Source organism: Lacrimispora sp. 210928-DFI.3.58 (assembly GCF_020554865.1).
In the GTDB taxonomy this organism is placed as follows: domain Bacteria; phylum Bacillota; class Clostridia; order Lachnospirales; family Lachnospiraceae; genus Enterocloster.
In genome coordinates this window covers 1-18,684 of record NZ_JAJCIC010000054.1, presented here as the reverse complement: position 1 = coordinate 18,684, position 18,684 = coordinate 1, and the positions used below count along the sequence as shown (strand labels likewise).

Genomic DNA, 18,684 nt, shown 5'->3' with positions numbered 1-18,684 from the left:
AAATGCGTCCACCAGACTTTCGTGGTGCGGCGGCGCGTCCACCCGCTGGACGCATACAGGTTTACTATAAAAGCTCAGCCGCCGGACAGGCGGCATGCATTCAGGTATGCCAAATGCGTCCACCAGACTTTCGTGGTGCGGCGGCGCGTCCACCCGCTGGACGCATACAGGTTTACTATAAAAGCTCAGCCGCCGGACAGGCGGCATGCATTCAGGTATGCCAAATGCGTCCACCAGACTTTCGTGGTGCGGCGGCGCGTCCACCCGCTGGACGCATGCAGGTTTATTCTCCAAATATCTCCTCCGCCTTCTTCATAGCGGACTCGATCACCTTGTCCATATCATAATACTTATACTCTCCCAGTCTTCCGCCAAAGATCACGCCGGTCTCCCTCTGGGCCAGTGCGGCATACTGCTGGTACAGGGACTGGTTTTTCTCATCATTCACCGGATAGTAGGGTTCCATCCCCTCCTGCCATGTGACCGGATACTCCTTCGTGACCACAGTCTTTGGCTGTGTTCCAAACTCAAAATGCTTGTGCTCGATCATCCTGGTGTAGGGAGTCTCCCTGTCCGTGTAATTTACCACCGCTACGCCCTGGTGGTTCTCCTCCTCCAAAAGCTCGGACTCAAAGCGCAGGCTGCGGTATTCCAGCTTTCCGAAGCAGTAGCTGTAGTAAGCGTCAATGGTCCCTGTATAGACAATGGTCTCTCCCAGACTGTCATAGTATTCCTTTTTCTCCAGGTAATCCACTCCTGTCTCCATGTCGCAGCCCTCAAACAATGCCTCCATGATCACATTGTAACCGCCAATGGGAATACCCTGGTACAGGTCATTAAAATAGTTGTTGTCATAGGTATACCGCACAGGCAGACGCTTGATGATAAATGCCGGAAGCTCCCTGCAGTCCCGGCCCCACTGCTTTTCCGTGTAGCCCTTTACCAGCTTCTCATAAACCTCGCGGCCTACCAGGCTGATGGCCTGTTCCTCCAGATTCTTCGGCTCTCCCTGTATCTCTGCCCTCTGCTTTTCTATGATATCCTTTGCCTCCTCAGGAGTGGAGATGCCCCACATTTTGCTGAAGGTGTTCATATTAAAGGGCATATTATACATCTCGCCTTTGAAGTTTGCAACAGGACTGTTGGTATAGCGGTTGAACTCTGCCAGAGAATTTACAAAGTCCCACACCTTTCTGTTGCTGGTATGGAAAATGTGGGCTCCATACTTGTGTACATGGATCCCCTCTATCTCCTCACAGTAAATGTTTCCTCCTATGTGATCCCTCTTCTCCACCACCAGACAGGACTTTCCATTTTTCCTGGCATACCAGGCAAATACACCTGCGTAAAGTCCGCTTCCTACCAGCACATAATCATATTTTTTCATTTATCCATGCTCTCTTTCTCTTCACCGAACTCTCACGGTTCTCTTTTTGCTGATACTATCATACTACAGAACCCCTTCACACCGCAAGCGGAAGCCATGGCGTTACCGTTCAGGCGGCTGCAAGGAGGGCGGCTGGCGCTTCGGTTTCGGACATAAGAAGCACTAAGACACCTGATTTTTCCTAAAAGCCAGAGCAGCATCAACGCAACTCGCTACGCTCAAACAATCATTGATACTGCTCTGAACGGAAAAACCAGCTGCCTAAGTGCTTCTAATGCCCTGCAAAGGCGCTCCAGCCGCCCTCCTTGCAGCCGCCTGAACGGTAACGCCATGGAGGCTTTCTCTCACACTACCCTATCCCAGGGGAATGCCAAAGCAGTACCTGCGCAAGAGGAAAAGCGCCATAAGATGCGCCGGATAAAACCAGTAGAAAAGATACTTATTCCTGCCCTTTCCCCTCTTGCCGTTATAAAAGAAAAGCGGGATCGCCGAGAGGATCCCTGCTCCGTAAGTAACCTCCCATGATTCCAGGAAACCGAGGATTCCTGCTGCTGCCGTCCTACCCTTCCTCGTTCCCCCAAACCAGTAAAATGCTCCTATGAGCAGGATTCCTGTGATATCATAATCCGTCCTCATGAACAGGGCCAGCAGCCCGCCTGACATCAATACGGTCCCGGCTGCCAGCTCACGACTCACAGGCGCCAGGCCCTTTGCCAGCTCAAGCCCCTTCAGCACCAAAAGGCCCACTGCCAGCTCAAAAAATACATTCTGGTATTCCAGGCTCCACAGGCGGTTGGAGACTGCAAGGTTAAAGGGGATCTCTGACAAGAAAGCAAAAAAGAGCAGCCTGATACCATATTTCTTCCGGCTTCTGGTATGGAGAAAGCCTTCTACGAGGAGAAAACAGTAAATGGGAAACGCCGCCCTTCCCAGCATCCTGAGAAGCCGGATCCCTCTGTAGATGGCTGCACCCTCCGGGGAATGCAGGATTGGCTGCAGGCTGTGAAGCCCGCCTCTATAGAACACCAGATATTCCATCACTACTGCTCCGATATGGTCGATGAGCATGGAAACCATGGCAATGTATTTGAGTGCTGTGCCGTCAAGCCCCCAGGCTCTCCTGCTCCCCGCTGCCCTGCTGCAGCTTTGACGGCTGTCCTCTCTTCCCGTCATGAAAACTCACCCTAAAAGCCGATCCTGTCAGCCAGGGGCTTCAGCCTCCTGGCCAGTACGGCAGCCAGCACACACAAGAGAAAATCTCCCACTACGGTCAAAAGGAAGCAGTTCACGAACACAAGCCACCAGGTAACAGGCATGTTGATCACAAAATTGCTGATGAAATAAAAGTAGATCATTCCTGACAGATAGTAGGCCATCATCCCCCAGAAGGCAGAAAAAATATTCCAGAACACGGAATGCTTTTCCCTCTTAGATACCAGCCATCCTGTCACATAGGCTGCAAACACAAAGCCCAGCAGGAATCCAAAGGTGGGACGCACCAGATAAGCAGGCCCGCCTCCTGCTGCGAATACCGGGACTCCCACCAAGCCTACTGCCAGATAGATACAAACGCACATAGCACCTCTCTTCGCCCCCATGATAAAGCCTGACAGCAGCACAAAAAAGAACTGCAATGTAAAGTGCATGGGGAAAGGCTGTACCGGAATGCTGATCTTAATAAATGCTCCTGTTGCGATCAATGCGGTAAACAGCCCACAAAATGCCATTTCCCTCGCAGACAGACGCTGTCCCTTCATTGTCCTCATCTCTTCCATTATCATCCTCCTGAAACCTGTGTAGGTCTTCCTGCTATGAAAAAGAACCGACTGTTATTTCAAGCCGGTTCTCTCAACATTTTTAATAAAAGATCCTGTTTACCGCACTGAAGATACCGCGGATGGAAGCTCTTGTGATATTGGAGCTGATACCTACGCCGTAGGTAGCCTTTCCGCTGGCCTGATCTACCAGATGGATATAGGAAGCAGCCTGTGCACCGGAACCAGATGCCAACGCATGCTCGGTGTAATCCAACACCTTGATCTGGATGCCCAGAGCATCCTCCATACCTCTTTGTACTGCATCAATAGGACCATTTCCAATACCCTCAAAGGTCTTCTCAATACCGTGATCCGTGTAAGTCACTCTGGCCAGGGTTGCAAACTCGCCGTCTGCTGTCTCCGTATCTGTAATACGGCACTTGCGGAAGTGCATAGGCTCCTTGCGCTCTAAGTAGTTCTTCTTGAACTCTGCCATGATCTGCTCCGGGGCCACCTCACCCTGCTGCTCGGAGATCTTCTGGATCACATCTGCAAACTCCTTGTGCATTCCCTTTGGGAGCTTGAAGCCGTAGAAGGTATCCATTACAAAGGCTACGCCGCCCTTTCCGGACTGGCTGTTGATGCGCACGATCGGCTCGTACTCCCTGCCAATGTCGCTGGGATCGATGGGAAGGTAAGGAACCTCCCAGTATTCTCCATGTCTCTCCTTGAGAGCCTGCATGCCCTTGTTGATCGCATCCTGGTGGGAACCGGAGAATGCAGTAAATACCAGCTTTCCTGCGTATGGATGACGGGGCGGGATCTCCATCTTTGTGCAGCGCTCGCAGACCTCTGCGATCTCACGCACATTTTCAATATTCAGCTCAGGATTAATGCCCTGGGAGAACATGTTGTAGGCAACTGTCAGAATATCCACGTTACCTGTGCGCTCGCCGTTTCCGAATAAGGTTCCCTCCACACGGTCAGCTCCTGCAAGAAGAGCCAGCTCTGTGGCTGCAATGCCCTCACCTCTGTCATTGTGAGGATGTACACTTAAAATGATGCTCTCCCTGTTCTTAAAATGGGTGTGCATCCACTCGATCTGGTCTGCATATACATTCGGGGTGGTCATTTCAACGGTAGATGGAAGGTTGATGATGATCGGCCTTTCCTTTGTTGCCCCCCATGTTTCCTGCACTGCTGTACAGATATCAAGAGCAAAGTCCAGCTCTGTGCCCGTAAAGCTCTCCGGTGAGTACTCCAGGCGGACCTCTGTGTCACATTCCGCTGCATAGCGCTGCACCAGCTTTGTGCCCACAATGGCGATGTCCTTGATCTCCTCTTTATCCTTGTGGAATACCACATCTCTCTGCAGGGTAGATGTGGAATTGTAAATGTGGACAACGGCTTTCTTAATGCCCTTTAAGGCCTCAAAGGTCCTCTTGATCAAGTGCTCACGGCACTGTACCAGAACCTGTACCTCCACATCGTCAGGGATCAGGCGGCGCTCCACCAATGTTCTTAAGAAGTCATATTCGATCTGGGATGCAGCCGGGAAGCCCACCTCGATCTCCTTAAAGCCCAGCTTCACAAGAAGGTTGAACATCTCCACCTTCTCCTCCACCACCATAGGCTCAACCAATGCCTGGTTACCGTCTCTTAAGTCCACGCTGCACCATATCGGCGCCTTCATGATCTCCTTATCCGGCCATGTACGCTCCGGGAAATCCACTACCGGTACTCTTTTATATCTCTTATAATTTAACATATGTTTCCTCCATTCTGTCCATCTTTTTCTGCACAGCTGCCTGTGCGTTCTTGCGTCCGCTTTGTCTTCCTGCCTGTTGATCTCTGTCCTTAAGCCCTTGCGGGCAGTCGCTCGACCACACCATAACGGCGGACGATGAACAGCAATACTTTTACTGATTCAGCCCCACTTTATCATCATTCCTTTTCTGTCAAAATCGTCTGCGGCACTTGAGTTTCCGTATTTTGCACCGCGGCTTCATAAAGAAAAGCCCTGGAACGACATTCCAGGACTTCATACAGCATCTGCTGTAACTTTGGCCGCTTCGCCGCAACGTTATTTTATTATAGCATAAGTCGGGGAGACTGACAAGCAATGGGATTTCTTTCACTATTCCTAATGGTTATGCCTTCCATTCCCATTCATCATAAAATGCGTACTGCCAGCTCCCTACAGGCAGTGCCCCTGGGCCTTCATCACATTGATCACCTGATCCACATATTTTTCGCAGGTGTCCATATCCGAAGCCTCCACCATCACGCGCACCACAGGCTCTGTACCTGACTGGCGAAGCAGGATGCGTCCATCTGTTCCCAGTGCCTCTGTCACCTTTGACACCTCTGCCTGTACTGCCTCATCATCCTGGGCAGCCTTTTTATCCTTTACCCTCACATTCTTGAGGACCTGAGGATAGATCTCAACCTCGGAGGCCAGCTTTTCTAAAGTCTGCTTCTTCTCCAGGATGACCTCCATCACCTTTAAGGAGGTCAGGATGCCGTCTCCGGTGGTTGCATGCTTGCTGAAAATAATGTGGCCTGACTGCTCGCCTCCAAGGCAATGGCCTGTAGCTGCCATATTTTCATACACATACTTATCGCCCACTGCGGTCTTCTCATAGGAGATGCCTTCCCGCTCAAAGGCCTTGTAAAGGCCGAAGTTGGACATGATGGTGGTAACTACCGTATTATGGAACAGGGACCCCTGCTCCTTCATGTACTTGCCGCAGATGTACATGATCACATCGCCGTCAACCACGCGGCCCTTGCTGTCCACAGCAATGCACCTGTCTGCATCTCCGTCATAGGCAAAGCCGACATCGCACTTCTGGTCCACAACAAATTTCTGGAGGTGCTCAATGTGAGTGGAACCGCAGTCTGTATTGATGTTTAAGCCGTTTGGCTCATTGCTTATCACATGGGTCTCTGCTCCCAGGGCGTCAAATACGTTCTTTGCAATAGCGGAGGCGCTTCCGTTGGCGCAGTCCAATGCCACTCTCATATTCTTAAAGGAGCGGGTAGCAATAGAGATCAGATATCCGATATAGCGGTTTCTGCCAGCGGCAAAATCCACAGTCCGGCCAATGTTATCCTTCTTTGCCAGAGGGATCTCGCCCATTTCCCCGTCAAGATACCGCTCCACCTCTGTGATAACAGATTCCTCCAGCTTTTCTCCTTTTTCATTGATAACCTTAATGCCGTTGTCGTAGAAGGGGTTGTGGCTGGCGGAGATCATGATGCCGCAGTGAAAGCCCTCTGTACGCACCACATAGGATACACTTGGGGTCGTGGTCACATGGAGCAGGTATACGTCCGCACCGGAGGCTGTCAGTCCTGCCACCAGCGAATATTCAAACATATAGCTGCTTCTTCTCGTATCCTTTCCGATGACGATCCTGCAACGCTCATCCGGCGCCTTCTGTCCATAGTACCAGCCCAGGAAGCGTCCCACCTTATAGGCGTGCTCCACTGTCAGATCCACGTTGGCTTCCCCGCGAAAGCCGTCTGTTCCAAAATACTTACCCATCTTTCCAATCCTTTCTGAATATTGATCACTTCGTAACTGTTCCGTACCCTCACAGTTACGGGTTGCTTTTTACAGCTGCCCGTTTTCCTTCAGCGCCGCAAGATACCTTCCCAGTGCATCCTGCCAGGAGGGCAGGCGCTCAAAGCCATTTTCCGTCAACTTTTCTTTGCTCATGCGGCTGTTGTTCGGCCGCTTTGCCTTTGCCGGAAAGCCCGCAGAATCCACCGGCGTCACCTTCACCTCGCCCATGCCTGCCTGGCGGAAAATCTCGCAGGCAAACTCATACCAGCTGCAAAGTCCCTCGTTGGTGGCATGGTAGCGCCCGTACTTTTCTGTCTGGACCATATCTACAAGAAGCCTTGCCAGGTCATAGGTATAGGTGGGAGAACCGATCTGGTCATCCACCACGCTGACAGCGCCGCGTTCCTTTCCCAGGCGCAGCATGGTCTTTATAAAGTTCTTGCCGTTCACACCAAATACCCAGGCAATGCGGACAATAAAATACTTTTCCAGGTTCTGCTCTACTCCGATCTCTCCCTCATACTTTGTGAGGCCGTAGACATTTAAGGGCTCCCTGTGGTCATCGGGCTCCCAGGGCCGCTCCCCGGTACCGTTAAACACATAATCTGTGCTGATATACATCATCTTGATATCAAGTGCCCTGCAGACCTTTGCGATATTGCGGGTTCCCTCGGCATTGACCCTGCGGCACAGCTCCAGGTTATCTTCAGCAGCATCTACTGCAGTATATGCTGCGCAGTGGATGACTGCCTCTGGCTCTGCTTCTCTTATGACGCGTTCGCAGGCAGCGCTGTCCGTGATATCCATCTCCTCCACGTCCACGCCGATGCCTGTCAGGCCTCTGCGCGCCAGCTCATTCATCACGTCATGTCCCAGCTGCCCCTTCACGCCAGTTACCAGAATCCTCATATTCAAAACCTCCGTTCTATCCTCCGGATCCGGCAAAACGCATCGCCGGCGCGTTTTGCCGGATACTTCGCAACAAAGGCTGACAGAAGGAAGCGCTCCCTCCCGGTGTACTGATACCATGATTGCCAAGCGACCAGTACACCCGAAGGACCGCGCCTGACTTTTGTCAGCCACAGCTTTCGTTTTACAGGCGGTTTCCGTACATCTTATCAAAATAGCTGCTGTACTCGCCGCTTAAAATATTTTTCCACCAATCCTGGTTGTCCAGATACCACTGGATCGTCTGTACAATTCCTGTATCAAAATTGTACTGAGGCTTCCAGCCCAGCTCTGTCTCCAGCTTTGTGGGATCAATTGCATAACGTCTGTCATGACCAGGACGGTCTGTCACAAACTTGATCAGGCTCTCCGGCTTGTCCAGGGCCTTTAAGATGGTCTTCACCACCTCCAGGTTGGTGCGCTCATTGTGGCCGCCGATATTGTAGACCTCGCCCACACGGCCCTTGTGGATGATCAGGTCAATCGCCTGGCAGTGGTCAGACACATGAAGCCAGTCTCTGACATTTTCCCCTGTTCCGTATACAGGAAGCTCCTCGTCAGCCAGGGCACGGCTGATAATAAGGGGGATCAGCTTCTCCGGGAAATGATAAGGGCCATAGTTGTTGGAGCACCGTGACACAGTGACCGGCAGCCCGTATGTCCTGTGGTAAGCCAGTACAAACAGGTCAGCGCTGGCCTTTGAGGAAGAATAGGGGCTTGATGTGTGCAGCGGGGTCTCCTCTGTAAAGAACAGATCCGGCCTGTCAAGAGGCAGGTCGCCGTATACCTCATCCGTGGATACCTGATGGTAACGCTTAATGCCGTAGGTGCGGCAGGCGTCCAACAGGGTCGTGGTTCCCATCACATTTGTCCTGACAAAGGCCTCCGGATCCGTGATGGAGCGGTCCACATGGCTCTCTGCCGCAAAGTTTACCACCATATCCGGCTTTTCCTTCTCAAACAGGTCAAAAATGAACTTCCTGTCTGCGATATCGCCCTTGACGAACTTATAGTTTGGCTTGTCCTCCACTGGCTTTAGATTCTCCAGGTTTCCAGCATAGGTCAGCAGGTCCAGGTTGATAATCTCGTATTCCGGATACTTGTTCACCATGTGGTGCACAAAATTGCTTCCGATAAATCCGGCTCCGCCGGTAACAATGATCTTCATCTTATTTCCTCCAAATTAAAACTCCCTGTTGTGGAGCTTATCCACGTATTTTCCGTCAAGCACGTCCTTTAAATACTTGCCGTACTGGTTTTTCTTAAGCACCTCATAGGTCTCAAGCACCTGCTCCTTTGTGATCCAGCCTCTTAAGTAGGCGATCTCCTCCAGGCAGGCGATCTTGCGGTGCTGGTGGGTCTCCACGGTCTTTACAAAGTTGGTGGCTTCCACCAGGGACTCATGTGTTCCCGTATCCAGCCATGTAAAGCCCTGGCCTAAGAGTATCACATCCAGCTCACCGTTTTCCAGATAGATGCGGTTGAGATCTGTGATCTCCAGCTCGCCTCTGGCGGAGGGTTTTAAATTCTTTGCATACTCCACCACCCGGTTGTCATAGAAATACAGGCCTGTGACGCAGTAGTTGGACTTTGGCTGCTTTGGCTTTTCCTCGATGGAGATCGCCTTTCCATCCTTGTCAAACTCCACAATGCCGAACCGCTCCGGATCATCCACATAGTAGCCGAATACGGTAGCACCTTTTTCCCTGGAGGCTGCTGCCTTCAGGCGCTTTGTGAGCCCCTGCCCATGGAAAATGTTGTCTCCCAGAACCATGGCAACGGAATCGCTGCCAATAAATTTCTCACCGATGATAAACGCCTGGGCAAGTCCGTCTGGGCTGGGCTGCACTTCATACTTCAGGTTGATCCCAAACTGGTGTCCATCCCCCAGCAGTTCCTCAAACCTGGGCGTATCATCCGGCGTTGAAATAATCAGGATATCACGTATTCCCGCATTCATCAGAACGGATAACGGATAATAGATCATAGGTTTGTCATAAATGGGAAGCAGCTGCTTCGATGTCACTTTTGTCAGCGGATACAGTCTCGTCCCGCTTCCTCCGGCCAGTATAATCCCTTTCATTCTTTCCTCCTAACTCCATGGGCCGCAAATCCCGGCCGCCTGAAGCATCTCTCGTATTCTTTGTCCAATATATCATACTATCCTTATTTTTTCAAATAAAGCGGAAAATATTTCGAGATTATTAATAAATCGTTCACGTATATTCACGCATCTTTCCTTTTTAAGCAAACCTGCATGCGTCCAGCGGGCGGACTTTTATAGTAAAAAGCATCGCCTGACAATTAACCGGGCCTTCTGCGCAACCCCATCTTCAAAGGGATATTCCAGCGCGGGCATAGGGGGCCACGCCTCTGCTGTATCACTTATCTGACAGAAATCAAATTCCGCATAAGATCCGGTTAATTATCAGACGATGCACGATCTGTACTTTTTACTATAAAAGCCCCGCCGCCGTCAGGCGGCACTAAGTTCAGGTATGCCCCATGCGCCCGCCAGGCTTTCATGGTGCGGTGGAGCACTGGCCCGCCGGGCGCATGCAGGTTTACTCTATTATTCCTTTGCCTTCATCATAAGCGTCCATGGAGACTCCAGGATCACCGTTCCCTCCTGGTTTACCAGTTTTGCCATGATCTTTAAGATGCCTCTCTTTGGCTTCCTGCTGTGAGCGGCCTCTGTGGGGACCATTTCCAGATGCACGGTATCGCCGATGCACAGGGGAGCTGTATATTTTGCTGTCAGCTCCAAGAATGCAATGGTAGTCCCCTCAAAAAGGCCTGTCTGATTGGACATTCCGGTTGCAATGATCAGCCCTAATGCGCCGTGTGCAACCCGCTTTCCAAACATGTTGTTCTTGCCAAATTCCTCATCCATGTGAAGAGGATTGAAATCACCGGAAAGTCCTGCAAAGTTCACCACATCCGCCTCTGTGATCGTGCGGCCAGGGCTCTCATAGGTCTTTCCAATCTCAAAATCCTCCAGATATAATCCGCGTCCTTCGTATGCCATATGTATCACCTCTTACCATTCAATAATATTTAACGAAACTTTGCAGGCCGCCTCTCCTTAAAGGAAGCAAAGCCCTCGATCTGATCCGGTGTGCCAAAGCCGGCTGCCATATACCCCAGCTCAATGTTCTTACCGATATCAATGTCCATATTTTCCCCGGCAGCCATGGCAGCCTTTGTAAGGGCAATGGCTGATGCCGAATTATCTGCGATCTGGGAGGCCATGGCATAGGTCTCCTCCATGAGCTTATCCACAGGTACCACCTTATTTAAAATACCCAACTCCAATCCATCTGCAGCTGTGAGCATTTTTCCGGTAAAAATGATCTCCTTTGCCTTGTTCATACCCACACACTTTGGCAGGCGCTGTGTCCCGTTAAAGCCCGGAACGATCCCCAGCGTCACCTCCGGGAGCCTCAGCTTCGCCTTTTCATTGGCAATGCGGATGTCTGTGCACAGCAGAAATTCAAAGCCGCCGCCAAAGGCATATCCGTTTACTGCTGCAATGGTCGGCTTTGTCATGAGCTCCACCTTCCGGAACACGGCTGCTCCCCTGCGGGAATAATTGATGATATCGATTCCGATGTATCCATCCATCTCATTGATATCAGCACCTGAGATAAAGGATTTTCCTTCACCGGTAAATACTACCACACGCACCTTTGGATCAGCCGAAACCTCATCCACTGCTGCATCCAGATCTGCTAAGACCTGGCTGTTGAGTGCATTCAGGGCCTCCGGCCGGTGGAAGGTAATGGTTGCGATTCCATCCTTTTTATCCAGAAGAATATAGTCCAATGCCATGATATCTCTCCTTTTTCAACAAATTACATAAGGTAGGTCTGACCGGTAACAACGATAAACAGAAGCATCAGGGCAACTGTGATCACCGGAGCCAGGCAGAATACAACAGCACACGGCAGGTAGGAGCTCTTGTGGTCGTTGCCGGTGTAGCTGATAACAGATACAACCAGTCCGCAGTGCGGCAGGGAATCCAGAGTCAGGGCTGCAATGGAGGTGCACCGTGCCAGAGCCGCCAGGTTTACATGGTTTGCATTGACTGCCAGGTCACCGATAAAGTTCTCAATGACAACCGGCATAGCAAGTCCGATACCTCCTGTACCGGATCCGGTAACGCCTGCCAGGCCTCCAACGGTGATAACAGATGCCACGATCGGATTGCTCACTGCGCCAACTAAGAGGCCGCACAGAGGTGCATATGCAGGAACTGCCTGAACAACGGAACCAAAGCCAACGATAGCTGCTGTATTGAACAGGGAGGAAACACCGCCCATGGCGCCCTCGCTCATCATTCCCCAGAATTTACTCAGGTCAAAGCTCTTGAAGAAGCAGATAATAGCGGCCAGGATGCCTACTAACAGGGATACCGGAACCGGCAGCTTCACCACATTTAACACAATGATCAGAACGACCATGGGAAGAGCTGCCACAAGCCAGCTTGGACGTCTGGAGGCATCCTTTGCCTCCTTTTCTGCGATGATCTTCTTGTCAGCCTCTGTAAGCTCATAGTGCTCCCCGTTCTTCTTGCAGCGGTTTGTGTAGAAAAATACAAAGCCCACAACGATGATCATTTCGATGATCGCAAAGAAGATACCGGGAACCAGCCATGAGGACGGGCTTACTCCCAGTGCGGTGGAAGGCAGAAGGTTATGTGCCTGCGGAGAGCCTGGGAACCATCCTGAAGAGGTACCTGCGCCTGCAAAGTAAAACAGCGGCAGAAGGCGTCTCGGAATATCAGCCTCCTTGAACAGGGACAGCATCAGAGGATACATTGCAAAGAATGCAACGAATACAGAAACACCGCCATAGGTCAGCACCCAGCCAACTAAGAGGATCGCAGGGATAACAGCCTTTGCGCCCATTCTGCTTACGATCGCCTCAGCGATGGCATCCGCAGCGCCGGAATTGTCAAACAGCTTTCCAAAGATAGCGCCCAGAACGAAAATGCAGAAGTTCGTGGTGAAATAGTTGCCCAGTCCCTTTACATAGGAACTGTCCATACTTGTCATGCCGTTGATCACATAATTCACAATACCGGCATCTGTGCCCGCGCCTGTAAACAGCGCTGCTGTGAGCAGACAGAACAGGGACGCGATCACTGCGGAATAAAAAACAGGTACACCTCTGAATACCAGTACAATAACAAGAGCGATACTTAATAAAATCAAAAAGATTCCCATACTTAAACCACCTTTCTCTGGGCCAGGATCTTATCCAGACCCATAGGAGCCTCTGTAAATAACCGCGCATCCATCAGCGGAACATTCTCAGGAATGATTGGAGTAAATTCCATATAAGGAAGAATGTCCTTCCCGATGTCAATACCAGGAGCCACCTCAGACAGCTCGAGCCCCTCATCTGTCACCTGGAATACGCAGCGCTCTGTGATAAAGAGCACTCTCTGATCATGTTTTTTGCTGAACTCTGCGCTGAAGGTGATCTGCTCTACGGACTTTTTAAACTTCACCTTCTTGCCCTCCTGGACAATTACCAGCTTGCCGTCCTCGATCTTCTCTTTTAATCCCCCTGCCGTCATGGTTCCGCAGAATACCACGGTATGAGTAGACTGGGAAATGTCCACCAGTCCGCCGCAGCCTGCGATCCTGGTTCCAAACCGGCTCACGTTTACATTTCCGGCGCTGTCCACCTCTGCAAAGCCTAAGCAGGTCAGGTCAAGGTTGCCGCCGTTGTAATAATCAAACTGCGAGGTCATGGGAAGTGCCGCCCATGCATTGACCGCACATCCGAAATCCTGTCCGCCTGTGGGAACGCCGCCTACCAGGCCGCTCTCAATGGTAAGGGTCAGCTGGTCTCCCGCTCCCTCCTCAGCTGCTACTGCTGCCACTCCCTCAGGGATACCGATACCTAAATTCACAATGGAATTGGGAGACAGCTCCAGGGCCGCCCTGCGGGCAATGACCTTTCTCTCGTCAAATGGAAGCTCTGAAAAACCTACCCCATCCAGCTTATAATGACCGGAAAGCACCGGATTATAGTAGGAGCCAGGCGTCTGTCTATGGTTCTCAAGGGGATCCTCACAGACTACCACTGCATCCACCAGGTTGCCCGGGATCACTACCTGGGCCCTGTCAATAGAGGCACCTGATACGCAGTTCTTCACCTGTGCGATCACTTTGCCGCCCATGGCCTTTACTGCAAGGGCCACATCCAAAGCGTCAATGGGAGCGCCCTCCTCTTCCATCGTAATATTGCCGTTCTCATCTGCTGTAGTACCTCTGATAAGGCCGATATCCAGCTTCGGCATCTTGTAGAGGAGGAATTCCTCTCCCAGCACATCGATGAGCTCCACCAGATCCTCCTTTGCCGCCTCATTCATCTTACCGCCCTGGATACGCGGATCACAGAACGTATTTAAACCGATCCGTGTGATCTCTCCCGGTTTTCCAGCCGCAGCTGCCCGGTACATGTGGGCGATCACTCCCTGGGGAAAATTATAGCTCGCTACCTTGTTGGCATTGGTAAGCTCGATCAGACGGGCATTGTTTGCAAAATGTCCTGTGATGTAGCGGGTGATCAGCCCCTCATAGCTCATGTCATAGATACCCTGATCCTTGTTGTTGCCGTTTCCTGCGGCATGCATGACTGTCAGGTTACAGGGATGTCCTGTCTCCTGGAACCGTTTTCCGATCCCCACATACAGCTCTCTCGGCACTGCCATCAGCATAAAGCCGGATACAGCGACCCCCGCTCCATCAGGGATCAAATCCAGGGCTTCATTGAGGCCCATTCTCTTGTTCATAAAAGTCCCTCCTAGATGTATTTAGTACTAACCCCCTTCGGTCTTCCTGCTATTATTTACAGCAAGGAACATGCCAATTTTAGAAGGAACGATTTTAAAGGAATTTTGACACTATTTTAACAAATCGCTTTGATTTTTGTTGTATTTTTGCATCTTTTTAGGTGCATTTTTGCATCTTTGTTGCGTTTTTGCATCAAATATGTTATGATGATCAAGCTACAACTGCAAATTTTTTTAGGAGTTAACATGCGGAATGAACGAAAAAAAGCTCAAATACAGTAAGAATTACTTATACGAAAAAATTATCAAGGAATCCTTCGATGCCCTCTGCGTCACAGACAGTGAAGGACGCTTTATCATTGTCAATACTGCCACCTGCGACAGTATGGGGCTTTCCGAGGAAGAGATCCTGGGCAAGACCCCGGAAGAGCTCATCGGAAGGAGCATCTATGGAAACTCCACCATTCTGGAGGCCATGAAGACAAAAAAGACCGTTACCGGCCTTGTAAATGTCAGAGGCGTCTACCGCCTGTCCACCAGCGTGCCCTGCTTTGATGACCAGGGAAACCTGGAATTTGTCATGACAAACAACCGTGCCGACATGGTGATGGATGAATTTGCCAGGCAGCTGTCATATGAGCAGGAGCAGCATGCCCACTATAAAAATATCACCGACTACCTGTATACCTCCAATGACAACGAGATGGTCTGTACCAGTGCCAAAATGCATTCCATCCGCCAGGAATGCGCCACCATCGCACTGGCAGACAGCTCTGTCATGCTGGTGGGAGAATCCGGTGTAGGAAAGGAGCTGATCGCCAAATTCATCCACTCAAAAAGCTCCCGGAGCACCCAGCCCTTTATCCCTGTCAACTGCTCCGCTATCCCGCCTGAGCTCTTTGAATCCGAATTCTTCGGTTACCGTCCAGGAGCATTTACAGGTGCCAACGCCAAGGGCAAGGCAGGCCTTCTGCAGATGGCCCACAAGGGTACGCTGTTCCTTGATGAGCTTGGAGAGCTTCCCCTCCTCATGCAGTCCAAGCTTCTGCGCTTTGTAGAAAGCGGAGAATTTTATCCGGTTGGCAGCAGCAAGGCGGAAAAGGTGGATGTGCGCATCATCACTGCTACCAACAGGAATCTGCTTCAGATGGTAAATGAAAAAACCTTCCGCGGCGACCTCTATTACCGTCTCCATGTGCTGCCCATCCATATCCCTGCACTCAGAGACCGTCCTGAGGATATTGAATCCATTTCCAAATATTATGTGAACCGCTACAACCAGAAATACTGCAAGCGCACCTTTTTGTCTGCTTCCAACCTCCAGCTCCTTTTGGACTACAGCTGGCCCGGAAATGTACGTGAGCTGCGCAATATCATCGAACGTGCCGTGCTCATCTGTCCGCCGGACCACCGGGAGCTGCCTCTGGCCTCCATGCTCCGGCAGGAGTGGAATAGCCGCTCTGCTGACCTATCATGTTCTTCCTCCGCGGCTCCTGCGCTTCCTCCTCTGGACCTCACCCTGAGCGAAGCGACCGAACAGTTTGAACAGCAGTATATCCAGGCTGTGATCCAGCAAAAGGGCGGCCAGCTAAGCGCAGCTGCCAAATCCTTAGGAGTCCACAGAACAACTCTGTACCGAAAAAAGGCAAAGGAAAAAGGCCCGGATCTCTCCAAGCCTTTTGATACGGACCGGTAACGGTCAAATTTTCCGTATGGACATTGTAAATATCAAGCTCACCACTGCACTGCCGATCATGTAGAATAAGGTTGTCATATAGGAGCCGCTGGCATCATACAGCATACCTGCAATGGTTCCGCCAAAGGAGGCTGCCAGCAGGTTTAAGTTCATGACAGAAAAGTTCATTGGATAATTGGTAGCGCCGTAGGAGGCATTTACATAGGCAGAAATGCTGGGGTTTAAGCCTCCATATGAGAAACCGCAGCACATAAAGCCCAGGATGATAAGCGGGAACAGCTTTGTGCCAAGAGCCGCTGCCAGGATCAGCGAGGACAGGCCAAAGGCCGTTCCCACTGTGAGCATGGTGATTTTCCGCCCCTTCTTATCAAACAGATTTCCGAAAAACACACGGCCCAGTCCATTGAAAATGGAGATCAATCCTACCACAGTTGCAATGGTGCCGGCCGCCACCTCAGGGCCTACCTCCTTTGCAATACCGCTGGCCTGGCTGATAAGAGCCATGCCTGCGCCGCCCATGCAGATCGTCCAAAAGAAGAACAGCCAGAAGCTTGGTCTTGCCACCATGTGCTTTGTGTCAATATCCAGCCCATCTGTATTGACCTTCTTTTTCTTAGAGGCCGTGATCCCCTGGGCCTCCAAATCCTCTTTTGTGGGCTTCACAAAGAAGAACCCGCACACTGCCAGCACTGCCAAAAGGATGATGCCGAACACAAAGAAGGAATTTCTCCAGGCCTCCACGCCCTCGCCGGAAGGGGTGACTGCCTGGTACACCTTGCCCACAATAAAGGAGCTTAAGCCAAAGCCCATCAGCAGTACACCGGAGATCAGCCCCTGCTTATCAGGAAACCACGCACTCATCGTGCTTAAAACAGCATTGTATACAAAGCCGGATGCGAAGCCGCAGAGAACGCCGTATCCAAAATACAGCACAGCGGGAGACTGTGCCCTGCTTGCAATGAAGAATCCCACAAAAAACAGGATGCCGGAGATCCACACATTAAACTTTACATTCAGCTTTCCTGCCGTCATACCTCCAGCCATGCAGCCAAAGCAAAAAGCCATCATACATATGGTAAATGTCAGGGAGAGCTGTGCCTTGCTCCACTCTGTAAAGTAAGCGGCGATCGGAAGTGAAAGCACGCTCCACGCATACACCAGTCCGGCCAGAAGAAGAGTCACCACTCCTACTGCCGCATAGATCCATCGATTAAGCTTCATACCAGTAAATATCCCCCTCATCATGTTGTATTATCTGACCTGTCCGTTTTAAATGATCAATATGGGAAAGGCATTCTCCCAGGGCAAACCAGCGCTGGGCCGGTGGGAAATCATCCCAGCTGGCAGCACGGATCTTCCAGGTCATATTTCCCGTGATATCATACAGATGGGCCTTACCCAGCCGCTTTATTACAGCCCTGCACTCTGCAAGCCTTCTCTCATGATGGGCCTTTAGGTCAGCGATCCTCTGGTGGAAATCCGCAGGCTTACGGTGTCCCGGAAGAGGAATGGTCACATCATATTTGTCTATCTTATCAAGGCTGGCAAGGTAATTGCCCAGAGAGTCTTCCACTCCCGGCCAGTCTGTAATATTCGGTGTAATATCAAAAAGAACATGGTCTCCTAATATCATAGCACCAGTTCCCACAATTTCAAAGCACATTTGTCCCGGAGTGTGCCCCGGAGTTTCAATTGCCCGCAGGGTATAGCTGCCTGCCTGTATTTCGTCACCTTCATCCAGAGCTGTATAATCCACATAATCCGGGTTGGGGGCCATGGTCCTGGAGGGGGTGCATTTTAACATTTCCTTTATCAGTTCCTCAGAAATGCCGTTCTTTTTCAGCCGTTCCACACGGCTCATATGAAGAAGCACGATCCCATTTTCTTCCTGGGTTCCCATTCCGACCGTATATTTTTTGTCCAATCTGCCCATATATATTTTATTGCCGTTGTATACAATATCAGGGGCATTTCCAGAATGGTCTGCATGAAGATGGGTGAGCAGAATATCTGTGTCTTCCATACGGATCCCCAAAAGAGACAGGCCTTCTAACAATGCCTGCCTGCAGTCCTCTGTCCGAAAGCCCGTATCTACCAGCAGGTTTTTATCCCCACGGATCAAGTAACTGTTCAATTCCTTTAAGGGGTTTCCCTTAAGCGGCACAGGTATTCGGTATATCCCCGGAAGTACCTCTTCTATCTGGTCTACTGTCATGTCTTATTCCTCACAATAGTAATTTTTTCGTTACATTTTTCCAAAAAGGGACAACCCAAAGCTGTTTCCTCCGGCTGTCCCTTTTGCAGGTCATTGATACTTAACTGTTTTTTTAGCTACGAGCACCTAGACCCTGTCTTTTAGGCTCTTACGTGCGATGCATAAAAAATCGTTCGCGAGGTTTTTTCGAGCGTTGCTATTTTTTATGTTGCTCGTAGTTTCACGCTCCGGCGCTCAACTATTTCTCAGGCAGCTTATCCATCTCTTCCATGATAGCAGGGATCACCTTGTACAGGTCACCT

At 50.8% G+C, this 18,684-nt stretch carries 16 protein-coding genes; 1 reads left to right on the top strand and 15 read right to left on the bottom strand.

Annotation, left to right across the window (positions count from 1 at the left end; all coding sequences use genetic code 11):
• The 13 genes from LIZ87_RS20430 to LIZ87_RS20370 all read right to left on the bottom strand — a co-directional run.
• A partial coding sequence (locus LIZ87_RS20430) for a hypothetical protein (protein ID WP_227149013.1) occupies positions 1-294 on the bottom strand: 294 nt, incomplete at its 3' end.
• Entirely contained in the window at positions 284-1,387 is a 1,104-nt protein-coding gene (gene glf / locus LIZ87_RS20425) for a UDP-galactopyranose mutase (protein ID WP_227149012.1), read from the bottom strand. The genes glf and LIZ87_RS20430, both read right to left, overlap by 11 nt.
• A 354-nt stretch (positions 1,388-1,741) precedes the next feature.
• Positions 1,742-2,560 (bottom strand): TraX family protein, encoded by an 819-nt coding sequence (locus LIZ87_RS20420; protein ID WP_178316042.1) that lies wholly within the window; start codon positions 2,558-2,560, stop codon positions 1,742-1,744.
• 11 nt (positions 2,561-2,571) lie between these two features.
• Positions 2,572-3,162: a biotin transporter BioY gene (locus LIZ87_RS20415; protein WP_227149011.1), complete on the bottom strand. Its 591-nt coding sequence runs from the start codon at positions 3,160-3,162 to the stop codon at positions 2,572-2,574.
• 82 nt (positions 3,163-3,244) lie between these two features.
• Positions 3,245-4,912 carry a 2-isopropylmalate synthase gene (gene leuA, locus LIZ87_RS20410; protein WP_227149010.1) on the bottom strand — a complete coding sequence of 556 codons (1,668 nt, stop codon included), beginning with the start codon at positions 4,910-4,912 and terminating at the stop codon, positions 3,245-3,247.
• A 429-nt stretch (positions 4,913-5,341) separates the two neighbouring features.
• Positions 5,342-6,694: a phosphoglucosamine mutase gene (gene glmM, locus LIZ87_RS20405; RefSeq protein ID WP_227149009.1), complete on the bottom strand. Its 1,353-nt coding sequence runs from the start codon at positions 6,692-6,694 to the stop codon at positions 5,342-5,344.
• 69 nt (positions 6,695-6,763) lie between these two features.
• Entirely contained in the window at positions 6,764-7,624 is an 861-nt protein-coding gene (gene rfbD / locus LIZ87_RS20400) for a dTDP-4-dehydrorhamnose reductase (protein WP_227149008.1), read from the bottom strand.
• A 184-nt stretch (positions 7,625-7,808) separates the two neighbouring features.
• On the bottom strand, positions 7,809-8,831 hold the full coding sequence (gene rfbB / locus LIZ87_RS20395) for a dTDP-glucose 4,6-dehydratase (protein WP_227149007.1): 1,023 nt from the start codon (positions 8,829-8,831) through the stop codon (positions 7,809-7,811).
• Positions 8,832-8,846: 15 nt separating this feature from the next.
• Positions 8,847-9,746: a glucose-1-phosphate thymidylyltransferase RfbA gene (gene rfbA / locus LIZ87_RS20390; RefSeq protein ID WP_178314591.1), complete on the bottom strand. Its 900-nt coding sequence runs from the start codon at positions 9,744-9,746 to the stop codon at positions 8,847-8,849.
• Positions 9,747-10,235: 489 nt separating this feature from the next.
• On the bottom strand, positions 10,236-10,691 hold the full coding sequence (locus LIZ87_RS20385; protein ID WP_178314593.1) for a MaoC/PaaZ C-terminal domain-containing protein: 456 nt from the start codon (positions 10,689-10,691) through the stop codon (positions 10,236-10,238).
• A gap of 29 nt (positions 10,692-10,720) precedes the next feature.
• Entirely contained in the window at positions 10,721-11,494 is a 774-nt protein-coding gene (locus LIZ87_RS20380) for an enoyl-CoA hydratase/isomerase family protein (RefSeq protein ID WP_178314595.1), read from the bottom strand.
• A 23-nt stretch (positions 11,495-11,517) separates the two neighbouring features.
• Complete coding sequence (locus LIZ87_RS20375) at positions 11,518-12,891, bottom strand: GntP family permease (protein ID WP_178314597.1); 1,374 nt, start codon at positions 12,889-12,891, stop codon at positions 11,518-11,520.
• Between the two features lie 2 nt (positions 12,892-12,893).
• Positions 12,894-14,471 carry an acyl CoA:acetate/3-ketoacid CoA transferase gene (locus LIZ87_RS20370; protein ID WP_227149006.1) on the bottom strand — a complete coding sequence of 526 codons (1,578 nt, stop codon included), beginning with the start codon at positions 14,469-14,471 and terminating at the stop codon, positions 12,894-12,896.
• Positions 14,472-14,724: 253 nt separating this feature from the next.
• On the opposite strand from LIZ87_RS20370, the gene LIZ87_RS20365 reads away from it, so the two are divergent.
• Positions 14,725-16,167 carry a sigma-54 interaction domain-containing protein gene (locus LIZ87_RS20365; RefSeq protein WP_178316299.1) on the top strand — a complete coding sequence of 481 codons (1,443 nt, stop codon included), beginning with the start codon at positions 14,725-14,727 and terminating at the stop codon, positions 16,165-16,167.
• 3 nt (positions 16,168-16,170) lie between these two features.
• On the opposite strand, the gene LIZ87_RS20360 is transcribed toward LIZ87_RS20365, so the two are convergent.
• Positions 16,171-17,388, bottom strand: coding sequence for an MFS transporter (locus tag LIZ87_RS20360; protein ID WP_178316298.1), 1,218 nt, complete (start codon positions 17,386-17,388; stop codon positions 16,171-16,173).
• Entirely contained in the window at positions 17,378-18,382 is a 1,005-nt protein-coding gene (locus tag LIZ87_RS20355; protein WP_227149005.1) for an MBL fold metallo-hydrolase, read from the bottom strand. Before LIZ87_RS20355 ends, LIZ87_RS20360 begins: the two co-directional genes overlap by 11 nt.
• Between the last annotated feature and the right edge of the window lie 302 nt (positions 18,383-18,684).

Coding starts and splice junctions, on each gene's coding strand:
- glf (WP_227149012.1), bottom strand. CDS start 1,387: ATGAAAAAATATGATTATGTGCTGGTAGGAAGCGGACTTTACGCAGGT.
- LIZ87_RS20420 (WP_178316042.1), bottom strand. CDS start 2,560: ATGACGGGAAGAGAGGACAGCCGTCAAAGCTGCAGCAGGGCAGCGGGG.
- LIZ87_RS20415 (WP_227149011.1), bottom strand. CDS start 3,162: ATGGAAGAGATGAGGACAATGAAGGGACAGCGTCTGTCTGCGAGGGAA.
- leuA (WP_227149010.1), bottom strand. CDS start 4,912: ATGTTAAATTATAAGAGATATAAAAGAGTACCGGTAGTGGATTTCCCG.
- glmM (WP_227149009.1), bottom strand. CDS start 6,694: ATGGGTAAGTATTTTGGAACAGACGGCTTTCGCGGGGAAGCCAACGTG.
- rfbD (WP_227149008.1), bottom strand. CDS start 7,624: ATGAGGATTCTGGTAACTGGCGTGAAGGGGCAGCTGGGACATGACGTG.
- rfbB (WP_227149007.1), bottom strand. CDS start 8,831: ATGAAGATCATTGTTACCGGCGGAGCCGGATTTATCGGAAGCAATTTT.
- rfbA (WP_178314591.1), bottom strand. CDS start 9,746: ATGAAAGGGATTATACTGGCCGGAGGAAGCGGGACGAGACTGTATCCG.
- LIZ87_RS20385 (WP_178314593.1), bottom strand. CDS start 10,691: ATGGCATACGAAGGACGCGGATTATATCTGGAGGATTTTGAGATTGGA.
- LIZ87_RS20380 (WP_178314595.1), bottom strand. CDS start 11,494: ATGGCATTGGACTATATTCTTCTGGATAAAAAGGATGGAATCGCAACC.
- LIZ87_RS20375 (WP_178314597.1), bottom strand. CDS start 12,891: ATGGGAATCTTTTTGATTTTATTAAGTATCGCTCTTGTTATTGTACTG.
- LIZ87_RS20370 (WP_227149006.1), bottom strand. CDS start 14,471: ATGAACAAGAGAATGGGCCTCAATGAAGCCCTGGATTTGATCCCTGAT.
- LIZ87_RS20365 (WP_178316299.1), top strand. CDS start 14,725: ATGAACGAAAAAAAGCTCAAATACAGTAAGAATTACTTATACGAAAAA.
- LIZ87_RS20360 (WP_178316298.1), bottom strand. CDS start 17,388: ATGAAGCTTAATCGATGGATCTATGCGGCAGTAGGAGTGGTGACTCTT.
- LIZ87_RS20355 (WP_227149005.1), bottom strand. CDS start 18,382: ATGACAGTAGACCAGATAGAAGAGGTACTTCCGGGGATATACCGAATA.